Genomic DNA, 13,637 nt, shown 5'->3' with positions numbered 1-13,637 from the left:
TTTTTTCATAGAAAGCAGCTACTTTAAAATACTTGAGATGAAACTGACATGATAAAAGCGAACAAGTCCAAAAGAACCTGTTCGCTTTTTTATATCAAATGAGACGCTCACTGTAATTTTCAGTAAGTCTCAAAACTGATTAGCTGCGTTTCGCCTTATCCATCAGCAATCCTCCTGCGAGAAGAGCTGTTAAGAAGCCAAGAATAGTAACAAGAAGACTTTCTTCCTGTCCAGTACGAGGAAGAGCTTTCCCTCCGACTTTCGGAGCTTGAACGCCTGGCTTATTATTTACCGCTCCTTCAACAGCATCTTTCTTAGCAGGGATATGACTGAAGGTCAGCTGAGTACCGTTGATCTCAAGCTTGTAGCCATCAACTGGATCAGCCGCAACACTATAGACAATTTCCTTACCGTCCTTGTACTTAGGAAGGTCGCTAAAGTTATACTGCCAACCATTTTCTTCTGACACAACCTCTTCTTTAATTGGTTTGCCATCTGCCAAGAGGCGAACAGTAATTTTGGAAGGTCGTACCTTATCTTGATTTTCAGCATCTGACCATACCGCAGTTCCCTTAACAGCAATCTGTGTTGGTTTATAGCTGTTAGTCAAAGTGAAGCTGCCATCTGTTGCTTGTTCTTGGCTGCTACTATAACCCTCAACTGTCACTTCTTCAAGGACTGTATAGTTGATTTTCTTGCCCTTCTTACTCTTAGGCAGATCTTTGGACTCAAACTTCCAGTCAGTAGCAGCTGTCACTTCCAGCTCATCTACCACCTTATCTCCGTCTAAAATCTTTACCTTGATAGAGGATGGGCGCTTGCCATCTTGGTTATTAGCATCATCCCAAACCTTTTGACCAGAGATTTTAACAGTTTCTGGAGTGTAGGAGTTTATAATGGTGAATTTATCAATCTTAGTTTCATATTGAGCAACTGACACTTCAGAAAGTGTGTAGGCAATCTCTTGACCATTTCTATATTTAGGCAGGTCTTTAGATTCAAACTTCCATCCATTAGCAGCTGTTACTTCAAGTGTATCAACAACAGTGCTTCCATCCATTACTTTAACTGTAATAGATGTTGGGCGTTTGCCGTCTTGATCGTCTGCATCATCCCAGACTTTCTGACCAGAAATTTTAACCTGTTCTGGAGTATGAGAGTTAGTGATTGTCTGACCTTCTACTTTCGGACTGTAACCTTTTTCTTTCAAAGCGGCTACTGTTGCATCATCCTCTTTGACGGAATAGGTGATCTTCTGTCCCTTGTCAAACTGAGGCAGATTGGTGAAGCTTGCTTTCCAAGTGTTAGCTGCCACCTCATTATCAGCCGTCAAGGTCAATGTCTTACCTGCGACAGCAGCTGGCTCTTGACCATTTACTGAGCTATACAGTTGCACTGTGATAGAAGCTGGACGCTTGCCGTCTTGGTTATCAGCATCATCCCAGACCTTAGTCACAGCATATTCTGTACTTTGAGGAGTGTAAGAATTGGTAATGGTGAACTTATCAATCTTAGTTTGATATTCCGCAACCGCTTCTTCAGTGACAGTATAGGCAATCTCTTGACCTGCTGCATACTTAGGAAGAGCTTTAGACTCAAACTTCCAATCGTTAGCAGCTGTTACTTCCAGCTCATCTACGATAGTATCGCCATTTTTCACTTTAACCTTAACAGAAGCTGGACGCTTGCCGTCTTGGTTATCAGCGTCATCCCAGACTTTTTGACCAGAAATCTTAATCATCTCTGGAGTGTAAGAGTTGGTAACTGTGAAATCTTTGATTTCTTTAGTGTAGCCAGCTACATCATCTTCCTCGATAGAGTAATCAATCTTCTGACCATTTTCATAAACTGGCAGATTTTCAAATTTGGTTTGCCATTGATCAGCAGCCGTCACTTCCTTGCTAGCGACTTCTGTCTTGACACCGCCGACGGTCTTCATCAGCTTAATGCTAATCTTAGTTGGACGTTTGCCGTCTTGATTGTCGCTGTCATTCCAGGTCTTGCTGGCAGTGATTTCTGTCTTCTCTGGTGTATAAGAGTTAGTGATATTGTAGCCGTTGAGATTGGTTGAATAACCCGGTACAGCTTCTTCCGTTACTGTATAGGTAATCCGTTGACCATCCTTGTAAACTGGCAAGCCAGTAAAGTTGTAAGACCAGCCTTCTGCCTCTCCGACTGTTTGGGTATTGACTTTTTGACCGTCAGCTAGCAGATTAACTGTGATAGAAGCTGGACGCTTGCCATCTTGGTTATCGCCATCTTCCCAAGTCTTGCTTCCAGACACAGTCGTTGTCTCTGGAGTGTAAGAATTGGTGATGTTGTAACCCTCTACCTTACTAGTATAACCTGGAACAGCTTCCTCACTTACGGTATAAGTGATTTCTTGGCCTGCCGCATACTTAGGCAAAGCCTTGGACTCATACTTCCATTCGTTAGCGGAAGTCACATTTTGCTCATCCACAACCGTATCACCATTCAGAATTTTAACCTTAACAGAAGCTGGACGCTTACCATCTTGGTTTTCCGCATCATCCCATTTCTTCTGACCGGAAATCTTGACCGTTTCTGGGGTGTAAGAGTTGGTGATGTTGTAGCCGTCCACCTTGCTCGTGTAGCCTGAGACAGCTTCTTCTGCAACAGTATAAGCAATTTCTTGGCCTGCTGCATATTTAGGAAGAGGATTGGATTCATATTTCCAACCGTTAGCAGCCGTCACTTCCTGCACATCAACAATATCCTGGCCTTTCAAGATCTTGACTCTAACAGCATTTGGACGCTTGCCATCTTGGTTTTCCGCATCATCCCACTTCTTCTGACCAGAAATCTTGATGGTTTCTGGCTTGTAAGTGTTGGTCACTACAAAGCCGTCAGCAGCATTGCCAGTTACCTGAGATTGATAGTGAGGGACCGCGTCTTCTTCCAGAGAATAAACAACTTCTTGTCCCTTTTCATATTTGTTCAAGTTAGTGAACTCGGTTGCCCACTGGTCAGCCTCGGTCAGAGTTCGGTTCGCAACTTCTGATTTCTGACCGCCGACTTCTTTATAAAGTTTGACAACAACATTGGCAGGACGTTTGCCGTCTTGATTCTCGGCATCATCCCATTTCTTGCTGGCTTTGATAGAGATTTTCTCTGGCGTACGAGTATTGGTAACAGTGAGATTTTCCTGATCTACTTCTGGAGCTTCATAGCCATCAAGCTGATCTTCACCGATTGTATAGGTGATTTTTTGACCACTTGCATCAAAGATTGGTAAATCAGTTGTCTGAGCTGTCCACTCCGCATCTGTACTACTACCAGTTACAGTCACTGTCTTATCAGCCAGTTTTTGACCGTTAGCGTAGACATCTACAGCAATAGAAGCTGGACGCTTTCCATCCTGATTACTTTCATCTTTCCAAACTTTCTTGACTGTCAGCTTTTTGCTGGCATTTGGATCCACCGTATTCTTGACTGTTTTGACTGCACCATCAGCCTTGATAGTCACTTTCATCGGATTGCTGTCCAGTACATAGCCTTCTGGAGCTGTGACTTCTTCTACTGTGAATTGGCCTTTCTTGATTTCTTCACTTGAGAAAGGCTGTGTAGAAACCCGACCGTTAGCATCTGTCGGTGGCAGAGTAATCTCTTCACCGCTAGGAGTTGTCACCTTAAAGACAGCACCTTCCAGCATTTTGCCAGTCTTAGAATCCTGCTTATAGAGAACCAGACTGTTGCTGATATCCGCTGTGATAACACCGCCTTCTGTAATCCGGCTGCTGCGCTCTACCGTAGAGCTCGTCTGACCAGGACGATCATCTCTGAATGGCAGTTTTGTATTATCAACTTCCATCTCAGCCGTATTGGATACCAAAGAACCATCAGCTGGTGAAGTTGTCATATAGTTCAACATAAAGGCACGATTGCCTGGGTTATTGATGGTTAGAGTAAACTCTGTATAAGTGTCATTATAGGCAACCGTATAATCTTGACCTTCTTTCAAGATGACAGAATTCGCAATACTTGATAAACTCTGTGTGTACTCCCCTTGGCGAAGGACAAATTGCTCCGGAACGAATTGCATTGGCGCACTGCTATCTGGAATGACATCCTTGATAACAATAGGAGAATTATAAGTCTTTTGCTGAGTATTGATACGAACAGTCCAGTTATGTGAGTAGTCACCGCTCTTACCTAGAATAGCTGAATTATATGGCTTCTTAGCAATGACTCCTCCAATCTTAGCGTAGTTTTCACCGGCTGTTGAAAAACTGCTTTGTTTCCGCTCGTTAATGGTGACCTTATGGCTCATCGCCCCTTGAGTTTCCTCAGGATTATAATTCCAGTCTTGATCAGCACCTACTGTCGTCGCCTGAAAATCAAAGAAGAAGCTCCCTCTAACTCCACTAGCAGTTGTCTTGGCCTTGTAATCTGCCAAATTCTGAATAGTAACCGTAATCAGACCGCCCTTACCCGAACCATTCGACGTCATCTTAGCCGCTCCAAGCTGGACCTGCGTTTCATTATCCGTCAGGGTAAAGGTTGTACCATTAGCAATGGTTGCACCGTTCGGTACTGTAAAGGTAAAGGTATCCCCATCCTTGAGCTGGTTATCGTAAGCAGACAAATCAAAAACTAGCTCATAGCGATAATTTCCCCCTTGAACCAAATTGTAAGCACCGTTAACCTTGGTTGCTTCGCGGCCATTAGAGTGGTCCCAAATCTTAATATCTGTGATTGCATTCTTCAAAGCATCGGCTTGAGCAGTTGCTGTAAACAGCTTCAAATCCAGCAAAAACAGAAGGGGCAGCATCAAAAATAGCAGCCATTTTTTCAGTTTCATAACATTCTCCTTTTTTATTTCGTTACCTAAATAAGTAATTAATCTAATTGTAACAAATACTTGCTATAATGGCAATATCATAGAACTATTTTAGTAAAGAAAAAATAGAAATTTTTCTGCTTTTTTCATACAGTGAAAAAAACTGATATTCGCTATTGGCATTTTCACAAAAATAAGTTATAATAGAATCTCAAGCGGAGGTGGTGGAACGGCAGACACGCATGCTTCAGGCGCATGTGCCCGTACGGGTGTGAGGGTTCAAATCCCTTCCTCCGCATAAAAAGCAATCCTATCATGATTGATAGGATTTTTTGTTATTATGAAGTAAAATTACACTGCTGAGAAAAGCCAGAAAGGTCAGTCCCCCTGTTAAATACTTCTCTAATAGACTCGTGGTCACAAAGAAATTGAAAACAGTAGCCAAAAAGAGAAAAACAGTTCCACTTAAGATGATCTTTCCCAAAACAGAAGACTTCAAGCTACTTCTTAGCCAACCACCAAAAGATAGATAACTAAGACTAAAGAAACCCCACAGCAAGAAAAGCAGGAAGTTGACAGGACGCAGCCATAAAGGAAATACTATATAAGCGCCGCCAAATACCAAACATCCCAGAGGCATACCTAGCAGTAGAAGGAAATGGAGTAAAGACTGCGAAAACCAGAGCAGGGCAGAAAACAAAGACAGAAATTTCACTTTCATATGCACCTCATTAGCAAAATAGACGACCAGCTATATAGAGCAGATCTTCTATTTTTTTATAATCCCTCAGACTTCAAAGCGTCTGCCAAGCGAGCAAATTCTTCTAAACTAAGAGCTTCTCCCCGAACACTTGGATATAATTCAGCTCGTTCTAAAGCTGCTGTCAGTTTGCCTTTAGTCTCCTCTGACTTCCCAAAATAACTGGTTAGGTTATTCCAGAGAGTCTTCCGGCGGTGGACAAAGCTGGCCTTGGAGACCTTGAAAAAGAATTTCTCGTCCTGTACCGCAACTGCAGGCTGGTCTCTGCGAACCATCTTGAGAATAGCTGAATCCACATTTGGCGCTGGCACAAAGACTGTCCGCGGCACGATAAAGGCAACCTTGGCCGTCATGTAATACTGGACCGCAATCGACAAACTACCATAGGCCTTGGTATTCGGCTGAGCCGAAATCCGATCCGCTACTTCTCTCTGCATCATCACGACAAACTCACTAAAAGGAATCCCGCTCTCAATCAAATGCATAAGAATCGGCGTCGTGATGTAGTACGGAAGATTCGCCACTACCTTGATAGGCAGGTCTGGATTTTTAAACTCTGCTATGTACTGGGCCAAATCAACCTTGAGAATATCCTGATTGACCACTGTCACATTGTCAAAATCGCGGAGAGTATCCGCCAAAATGGGCACCAGCCGATCATCAATCTCAAAGGCCATGACTTCAGCGGCACTTTCCGCCAAAAATTCTGTCAAAGCCCCAATACCGGGCCCAATCTCGATGACATTGACCTTTTTGTCAATCTCAGCTGTGTCCACAATCTTCTGGAGGATGTTGGTATCAGTCAGGAAATTCTGACCGAAAGATTTTTTAAAAGTGAAACCGTGACGCTCCAGAATGGTACGGGTCACACTATGGTCTGCAATACGCATCTTTTCTCTTTTCTAATTATTTATTCATTATCTTTTAAGGAGGTCATTTGCTCTAGCAAGGTGTAGAGTTTTTTCTGTTCTTCTTCCTCGTAAGCAAATGCATTAGCCTTAACTTCTTTGCATTTCTCGTCATACAAAAAGCCCTCATAGCCATCTTCTGTAGATAAAGCTATATAGACTTTCGCCATTTCTTCAGGACTAATCGAAAATCTCGACTTAATTTTATACAGATTTTTCATAAAAGCGCTGAGGTGATTGTAGCGGCGCATATCAACTTTGACATTTGTCACACGGAGCGCCTGAACCTTGATACCTTTCCAATGCTTCCGCATATAAAGCGACAGCATCAACAAGGCCAGTTTATTTTGATAATAGGTCTTAGCAGGACTGTAATGTTTTTGACCGGATAAATTTTCAAAATCAAGCTTCATGAAAGGATAAAGCATCAGTCCTTGGGAAGAAATATTAATAATCCGACCACTTTCTGACTTTTCCAACAAGTCTTTCAATAAGGAAGAAAGCAAGTACGGAGCGCCCACATTGGTCGCAAACTGCTTTTCTAATCCATCTTTGGTAAGAATCGGTTTTTTGACCGATAAATCAAAATCGGCTGCATTGTTAATTAAAACATCTAGAGTCTCTTCTTTTTGGATATACTGCTCCACTGCTTTACTGACACTCTTCATCTCAGATAAATCAGCCAAGATATAATCCACATGCAGATTTCCTGTTTGTTGGCGGATTTTCTCACAGGCTTGCTCAGCAGCTTCTTTTCGTCGGCAAAATAGAGTCACTGACCATCCCTTTTCAGCCAACTGTTTTGCAGCCTGATAGCCAATACCACTATTGCCGCCTGTAATAATTACTTTTTTCATTTCTTACTCCGTTAGACTGAATATTTGAGCATGGCTTCTTCCACTTCCGCCAAGGTCACACCAAACAATTCCAAGCGTTTAAGCAGCTGCTTACCGTTAGAATAGCCGATACGGAGTCGCTCACCCAGATACTCTCGACGCTGACGGCTGTCACTTCCCATAAGCAGACCTAGTCGCACAAGATCGCTTTTGGTGATTTCAAAATTATCCTCATCATCGAAATATCCGACCAACCCAGCCAATGCCTGCTGTAAATCCTCAAATGAAGCATGCTCTACCCCAAGCGATTTACCCTTGTTCTTAGACTTGGGAGCTGCCTCATCTCGACGAAGAAAGGCATGCTGAGCAGTTGGCACTGCCTTCATAATCATTCTACGGATACGCTCTCCATTGTAGTCTGGATCGGTAAAGACAATAACCCCACGAAGCTGGTGCAGTTTCTCAATCCGCTCTAGGTCTTCTTCATTGATAGCAGAACCTCTCGTCTCGTAAGTGTCCACTTGGTAAAATCGCTGCAGATTAGCTGTGTCATCCTTGCCCTCAACGACAATCACCTGAGGGATTTTTATCTTCTCAGTCAAGCCCAAACACCTTCTTTGCATTGGCATAAGTCGCTTGCGCTACTTCTTCGACAGTCAGCTCACGCAGATCAGCAATTTTCTCTACAACATAGCGAGTATAGGCTGTTTTGTTTTCTCGGCCACGCTTGGGAACAGGCGCCAAGTAAGGTGCATCAGTCTCGACGAGGATCTTGTCCAAGGGCAAGTTCTGCGCAGCTTCTTGAATATCCGTCGCTTTTTTAAAGGTAACGACTCCAGAAAAGGAAATCATCATCCCTAGCTCGATAAAGCGCTCTGCCATTTCCAAAGAACCCGAATAAGAGTGCATAATACCGCCTCGAGGACCTACACCCTCACTCTTGATAATCTCATAGGTATCTTCCAAAGCGTCACGAGTATGAACTACAAAAGGTAGATTTAAATCCTTTGAAAGCTGGATTTGGCGGCGAAACACCCGTTCCTGAACATCCTTGGGCGCTGTCATCCAGTGATAGTCCAGCCCAATCTCGCCCAGAGCCACAACCTTGGGGTGACGAAGCTTATCCAGCAGATAGGCTTCCACCGCCTCATCATAAGTCCCAGCCTCAGTCGGATGCCAGCCAATCGTAGCATAAAGCTGATCATAGCTATCTGCCAGCTCCATGGCGCGCTCAATAGTCGGTCGGTCAAAACCGACAATATTTATTTTGCTGACGCCCATTTCTGCAGCCAGCTGCAGCTCCTCTTCCTCTCGACCAGCAAATTCTTCCACATTTAAATGCGTGTGTGTATCAAAAATCTTCATGTTTTACTTCCTTGTATTTTCTGTCCTTTATTATACCAAAAATGACCTAAAAAATCAGAAGTCTCTTCAAAGCAGAAAAATTAAGATAGCTGCCATTCAACAGCTATCCGAATCCGCCTTCAAGTTCTCCATTGGAATAATTAAGTAGAAAGACAGTGCCAGCATTAACACAAGCGGGAGGAGAATATAAACAATCCCCAAACTGCTGGCAAGAGCTATTAACAGCATGGATAAAACACTCGGAACAGCCATGCTAAATAGATTAATAGCCGACTGGATAGCTCCCATGGACTCTTCTGGAATCATACTGAATACAGACTTCTGCAATCTTGGACTCAGCAGACCGACTGTCACTGAACAAGCAAAGCTCGCTATCAGGATAAGTAAAAAGTTTTGCCAGAAAAAACCGCAAATAATAAAACCCTCAAACACTTGGCTTGCATACATAGCAAGCTTAGTCGAAAAGTTTTTCAGCAAACTGCCACTCAAAATGTTCCCTAAAATCAGACCAGCGGAACTTAGAATAATTAACACGGCAATGGACTGACCGACCTGCAAATTCCAAAAAGGCCTTTTCAGCAATAAAAGAGTCGCTACTGGCGTCAGAATATTCAGAGTAACCTGCCCAAAGGTTGAAACCAATAATAACCTCACAACATTTTTCAATCCCAGCAAGACTTTAAGAGAATCCAATAAATGCTGCCAATAATTCTCTCTATTTAGCTTCTTTGCATTACCTAGCTCTGGTTCTAATTCCTGTAAATTTTTACTAATATGCCAAAAGCCTAGATAAGCTAGCAAGAACGTCAGAGCATTCAGTCCTGCCAAAGCTCCAATACTCATCCAAGCGATGAGAAAACCGCCAGCTAGATTCCCCAAAATATGAACCAGACTCATACTAGCTTGTCGAAAGCCCATAGCAGAGGTCATATCTTGCTCAATCACTTTTACATAAACCGGGGTCAGCATGGCACCTGAAAAATAACTCAGACTATCCGACAGAAAGTTAATCAGACAAATCAAAAGCAGAATCAAGACGGAGAAATCTTGTCCAAGCAACAAAAACGTTACCAGGCTATATAGCACGACCTTACTAAACTGTATAAGCAGGTATTTATGGATACGATTCTTCTGAAAGTCCGCCGCGACTCCAGTAAAAACCTGAATTAACTGGGGCAGCGTTTCAGAAAGGGAAATCAATAAAACCGCAAGTGGAGCAAAGGAATAGGCGGAAACATAGTTCATCAAAGCCAAATAAAAAATAATGTCTCCAAAACCTGAAATCCATTGATTAATGAGCAACTGGCGAAAATTTTTGTTTTTTGCAAAAACAATCATACGACATCTCCTTTACTCTTGTTAGATTTTTGTTTAACAAATCATAACAATAAATTAGATTATTGTCAAATTATTGTTAGGTTTTCATTTTACAAAATAAAGACCTAGAATGAATCTAGGTCTTCTTACACTATTTTAGGTCCTGTTTGAACTTCTCTATAATTTTTTGAATCAGTTCTTTATTGACCGTGTATTTAACCGAATCATCATCCACCACAAGCTCCAGCAAGCCAGAATTTAGGAGCTTTTGCGTATGGAATGAGATAGAGGCTCTTGTAAGCCCCAGTTTTTTAGCTATATCTTTATTCTTGGCATGCGGCTGAATCAATTCAATCAAGACTTTATAGCGGGTTTCATCGCCAAGAGTTTTTAAAGTCAGAGCCAATGTTTCATCGTTAAGCTCCGATTCCGCCTTTGATAACTGGGAACTTCTCGTCGAAAGGACTAAGGAATAGGAAGTGAAATCAGGAACCTTTTCGAGAAAAGAGTCAATAAACATGGGTGACAGAACAAAGACTTGCGTGTCCTTTTCAAGAAGCTTGGCATTCTGCTCTTCATCATCCATCACATCTGATAGGCTAAATTCTTGCTCAAAAGCTAGAACTTCCTGCTCAAACTGCTCATAAATAGGCTGATAGAGCTCGAACACTCTTTCCAGCAAGGAAACCAATTGGTCCCGAAGCTTCTCTGGATGCTGAATAGCTTGGTACCAGTACCATTTATTTTCCGGAGACTTGTCACTATTCTCTATAAAAGCCAGAAGATCTTCAGTACGTTCCTTGGTAACTTCCCCTTTAGAAAGCTTAAGTGATAAACAATAGATGATTTGCTCTGCATCTAGTTTTTTCAGACATTCTAACAAGTCATGCAAATTGACCGGATCTTCTCCTTTTTCTAGCAAGTAGAGGTAGAGGAGCGGAGCCAGTCCTACCGTAGCTCCTTCAAATAAACTAACCGCAACAAGCTCATTTTTCAAAGGAAGTAAATCCTGATAGAGCTTATCATAATGCGGCTGTACATCAAGAAGCAGCTCCTTTTGATTCTGCCGTAAATCCTTCCACATATGCCTATCTTCCCTTGAAACGATGGCAGGCACCATGAGAAATTCATATAACTTACTACGATAATGAACAAGCTTTACACCCACAGATTCTTCCTTCCTTACACATACTCCGCTTCTGACCAGAAAGAGTATACAATTCCTGTTTTTCATTATACCAAAAATCAAGCAAAATATTCATCCCCTTCTGCTCTATTCATCTCCTGACAAGAAATCCATCTCTATACAATAAGAACTTTTTAGAAACTTTCATCTAGTCCTTAAGACCGATTTTATCTTTTTTCGATATTTTCTTATTGATTATCGATAAAATTCGTGTTATAGTTACTAAGAAATGAAACGTTGGTCGGAGGAAATTATGACAGACAAAATGAAAAAGACTGCTGAAGATATGAGCATCACTCTTACAAAAATCAGTATCAGCCTTTTATTTATTGCTTCCATCATCCTGATTGCTCTTGGACCTTGGGTCGTCAATCTAGTTATCGAGTTTCCCTCTCCTTTCTTTCAAGGAGAGATACGCTTTTGGGTCCTGCTGCTGCTCGGCTATGTCCTCGGCTGCCTGGCTCTAGCCTGTATTGTCCATCTCTATCGACTCCTTAGCCGCATCGGTAAAAATCAGGTCTTTATCACACAAAATGTTCAGTACATGCGCTATCTTGGCTGGGAAGTTGGCACTGTCGCTCTTATCTCCCTCTTTATGGGGCTGACAGCCTATTTGCCTATGCTCTTAGTCACTGTTTCTTGCAGTATCTTGACCCTGATTATCCGTGTCATCCGCAATGCTTTTGGCAAGGCCATTGAGCTGCAGGATCAAGTAGACTACACTATTTAGGAGGTCTTATGATTCAGATAAATTTAGACCTTGTTATGGCACAAAAGCGCATCAGTGCTGGCCGTTTAGCAGAGTTGATTGACCTAACACCAGCCAATCTATCTATCCTAAAAAATAATCGAGCCAAGGCTGTCCGCTTTTCAACACTCAACGCTCTCTGCCGTGAATTAGACTGCCAGCCTGGCGATATTTTAGAGTATATCCCTGATGAGGAGGAGAAATAATTATGGAATATCCAGCACAAGAGCAGATGAATGTCCAGCCTTGTCTGCCCGCAGAAGCAGAACGACAGACCATCTTCACAGGCCTAGAGGACAAGCAACTGCGATTCTTTAAAATCAGCTATCTGATTCTCTATCTCTTAACTTACTTTTACTCTGCAGTATTTTTTAATTATCAAACTGCATCCTTTTTCCCTTTTGCAATTGGTCTTATATTGCTAAGTGAAACCCTAATCAGGAAATTGGCCTATCCATCTCTGCAGATGAAAAATCTTGACAGCAGATTAGAGGCTAGAAGCTTTCTGATTATGACGCTAGCTCAAGCTCTGGCTTTAAGTCTCTGGGGGCTTCATCGCCAGTTAGAATTTTTCCAATTTCTAGCCATCCACATCTCATTCGCTTTCTATATTCTGTCCCGCACCGGCTGGTTAAGCCAGGGGCGTTTGGGGATCCTGGTCTGGTTTGATGCCATTCAAGCCTTCTGCATCCTGCCCTTTAAAAATTTTATTGCTGCTATTCTAGCCTTTATAGAAGGCAAGCAGCAGGACTCTTTTGACAGCTCTGACAGTCTATCTTCAAAGAAAGCCCAACAGCTCGTGATTATCGTAAGCAGCTTCTTTGTTGCGGGAATCTTGGTCTACTTTGTCTGGTCCCAGCTGAGTCAGGTTTCAGACAGCTTTGCCTCTTTCTTCAGCAATACCGCTGATTTCATTGAGAATCTATTCGACTCCCTCTTTTCAAGTCTTGATAGCAGCACGATTCTCTTCAAGGCCTGCCTGGCTTTTCCTATCAGTTTGTACTTGTATGGCCTCCTGGCTGGCAGTCTGTTAGGCAAAAAAGATACTAAACTAAGCTACAAAAAATTTCAAGCAAGCATCCGCCCTTGGCGAGTAGCCCCTGCTTTGGCAGCCTACATCATCATCGGTAGCCTCTGTCTGACCTATGCTGTCTTCTTCCTGACAGGTCTGGGTGAGCTCGGTCAGCTCCTAAGCGCCGGAACAGTAGCTCAGGCTATTTCTCCCCAGAATGCTTCGACTGTTGCTGTAGCTGGCTTCTGGCAGCTGGTTCGGGTCTCTATCCTTAACTTTGCAGTTCTAGGTGTCTTCTATCTCATTGCCAAAAAGCCACTCTGGGATCAGAAAGGGACGCGATTCACAGCTACTATCCTCTTTATCTTTACCGGTCTGCTGGCCTTGCTAGCTGGCTGGAAATTATTTGGCATCTACATCTACCTTTACGGACCAACTCCGCTGCGCTTGATTTCAGCTTGGTTCATCCTTGTTCTCTTAGTTTGGTGCCTACTGACCTTGATTCGTTTCTATAAACCTATCCAAGCTATTCGCATCGGTATCTTTTACGCCCTCATTAGCTTTACCTTGCTCTGCTATCTGTATCCAATGCTTTTACCAGTGACAAAATAAACAACTGCGCTTAACTATACAATAAAACCAGAAAGAAACGGAATTTCTTTCTGGTTTTATTCTCCTTTTTTTATCTCATTTACCGTCAGTCA

At 42.6% G+C, this 13,637-nt stretch carries 11 protein-coding genes and 1 tRNA gene; 4 read left to right on the top strand and 8 right to left on the bottom strand.

Annotated features, from left to right (window positions below):
* Nucleotides 1-139 precede the first annotated feature (139 nt).
* Nucleotides 140-4,822, bottom strand: a complete 4,683-nt coding sequence (locus RSK81_RS01360; protein WP_315687170.1) for a Cna B-type domain-containing protein — start codon at nt 4,820-4,822, stop codon at nt 140-142.
* 194 nt (nt 4,823-5,016) lie between these two features.
* Here RSK81_RS01360 and RSK81_RS01355 point away from each other — a divergent pair.
* Nucleotides 5,017-5,099: transfer RNA gene (locus tag RSK81_RS01355), tRNA-Leu, on the top strand.
* A 15-nt stretch (nt 5,100-5,114) separates the two neighbouring features.
* On the opposite strand, the gene RSK81_RS01350 is transcribed toward RSK81_RS01355, so the two are convergent.
* From RSK81_RS01350 to RSK81_RS01320, 7 genes are all read right to left on the bottom strand, one after another.
* Nucleotides 5,115-5,522 carry a hypothetical protein gene (locus RSK81_RS01350; protein WP_315687168.1) on the bottom strand — a complete coding sequence of 136 codons (408 nt, stop codon included), beginning with the start codon at nt 5,520-5,522 and terminating at the stop codon, nt 5,115-5,117.
* Nucleotides 5,523-5,578: 56 nt separating this feature from the next.
* Complete coding sequence (gene rsmA, locus RSK81_RS01345) at nt 5,579-6,451, bottom strand: 16S rRNA (adenine(1518)-N(6)/adenine(1519)-N(6))-dimethyltransferase RsmA (protein ID WP_315687167.1); 873 nt, start codon at nt 6,449-6,451, stop codon at nt 5,579-5,581.
* Nucleotides 6,452-6,471: 20 nt separating this feature from the next.
* The gene (locus tag RSK81_RS01340) at nt 6,472-7,326 is read right to left on the bottom strand and encodes an SDR family NAD(P)-dependent oxidoreductase (RefSeq protein ID WP_315687165.1); all 855 of its coding nucleotides are present in this window, start codon (nt 7,324-7,326) and stop codon (nt 6,472-6,474) included.
* An 11-nt stretch (nt 7,327-7,337) separates the two neighbouring features.
* The gene (gene rnmV / locus RSK81_RS01335; protein ID WP_410530910.1) at nt 7,338-7,907 is read right to left on the bottom strand and encodes a ribonuclease M5; all 570 of its coding nucleotides are present in this window, start codon (nt 7,905-7,907) and stop codon (nt 7,338-7,340) included.
* Complete coding sequence (locus RSK81_RS01330; RefSeq protein WP_125408994.1) at nt 7,900-8,670, bottom strand: TatD family hydrolase; 771 nt, start codon at nt 8,668-8,670, stop codon at nt 7,900-7,902. The genes rnmV and RSK81_RS01330 overlap by 8 nt, the downstream gene beginning before the upstream one ends.
* Nucleotides 8,671-8,766: 96 nt before the next feature.
* Complete coding sequence (locus RSK81_RS01325) at nt 8,767-10,008, bottom strand: hypothetical protein (protein ID WP_315687163.1); 1,242 nt, start codon at nt 10,006-10,008, stop codon at nt 8,767-8,769.
* Nucleotides 10,009-10,138: 130 nt separating this feature from the next.
* The gene (locus tag RSK81_RS01320; RefSeq protein ID WP_315687161.1) at nt 10,139-11,221 is read right to left on the bottom strand and encodes an ArsR/SmtB family transcription factor; all 1,083 of its coding nucleotides are present in this window, start codon (nt 11,219-11,221) and stop codon (nt 10,139-10,141) included.
* A gap of 205 nt (nt 11,222-11,426) precedes the next feature.
* Here RSK81_RS01320 and RSK81_RS01315 point away from each other — a divergent pair, with 205 nt between their 5' ends.
* Genes RSK81_RS01315 through RSK81_RS01305 form a run of 3 tightly spaced genes read left to right on the top strand, consistent with a single transcriptional unit; the run spans nt 11,427 to nt 13,545 of the window.
* The gene (locus RSK81_RS01315) at nt 11,427-11,903 is read left to right on the top strand and encodes a DUF2975 domain-containing protein (protein WP_032912371.1); all 477 of its coding nucleotides are present in this window, start codon (nt 11,427-11,429) and stop codon (nt 11,901-11,903) included.
* A gap of 8 nt (nt 11,904-11,911) precedes the next feature.
* Entirely contained in the window at nt 11,912-12,127 is a 216-nt protein-coding gene (locus RSK81_RS01310; RefSeq protein ID WP_002893895.1) for a helix-turn-helix domain-containing protein, read from the top strand.
* Between the two features lie 2 nt (nt 12,128-12,129).
* The gene (locus RSK81_RS01305; RefSeq protein WP_315687158.1) at nt 12,130-13,545 is read left to right on the top strand and encodes a DUF4153 domain-containing protein; all 1,416 of its coding nucleotides are present in this window, start codon (nt 12,130-12,132) and stop codon (nt 13,543-13,545) included.
* Nucleotides 13,546-13,637 lie beyond the last annotated feature (92 nt).

The sequence above is a fragment of the Streptococcus sp. DTU_2020_1000888_1_SI_GRL_NUU_041A genome (genome assembly GCF_032387735.1).
GTDB lineage: Bacteria > Bacillota > Bacilli > Lactobacillales > Streptococcaceae > Streptococcus > Streptococcus sanguinis.
Note: the sequence above shows the minus strand (reverse complement) of the source record. Positions and strands in the feature narration are given on the sequence as shown.

Excerpts from the sequence above, each read along its gene's own strand:
- RSK81_RS01325 (WP_315687163.1), bottom strand. The coding sequence starts at position 10,008 with ATGATTGTTTTTGCAAAAAACAAAAATTTTCGCCAGTTGCTCATTAAT.
- RSK81_RS01360 (WP_315687170.1), bottom strand. The coding sequence starts at position 4,822 with ATGAAACTGAAAAAATGGCTGCTATTTTTGATGCTGCCCCTTCTGTTT.
- RSK81_RS01340 (WP_315687165.1), bottom strand. The coding sequence starts at position 7,326 with ATGAAAAAAGTAATTATTACAGGCGGCAATAGTGGTATTGGCTATCAG.
- RSK81_RS01305 (WP_315687158.1), top strand. The coding sequence starts at position 12,130 with ATGGAATATCCAGCACAAGAGCAGATGAATGTCCAGCCTTGTCTGCCC.
- RSK81_RS01310 (WP_002893895.1), top strand. The coding sequence starts at position 11,912 with ATGATTCAGATAAATTTAGACCTTGTTATGGCACAAAAGCGCATCAGT.
- RSK81_RS01350 (WP_315687168.1), bottom strand. The coding sequence starts at position 5,522 with ATGAAAGTGAAATTTCTGTCTTTGTTTTCTGCCCTGCTCTGGTTTTCG.
- RSK81_RS01315 (WP_032912371.1), top strand. The coding sequence starts at position 11,427 with ATGACAGACAAAATGAAAAAGACTGCTGAAGATATGAGCATCACTCTT.
- RSK81_RS01330 (WP_125408994.1), bottom strand. The coding sequence starts at position 8,670 with ATGAAGATTTTTGATACACACACGCATTTAAATGTGGAAGAATTTGCT.
- RSK81_RS01320 (WP_315687161.1), bottom strand. The coding sequence starts at position 11,221 with ATGAAAAACAGGAATTGTATACTCTTTCTGGTCAGAAGCGGAGTATGT.
- rsmA (WP_315687167.1), bottom strand. The coding sequence starts at position 6,451 with ATGCGTATTGCAGACCATAGTGTGACCCGTACCATTCTGGAGCGTCAC.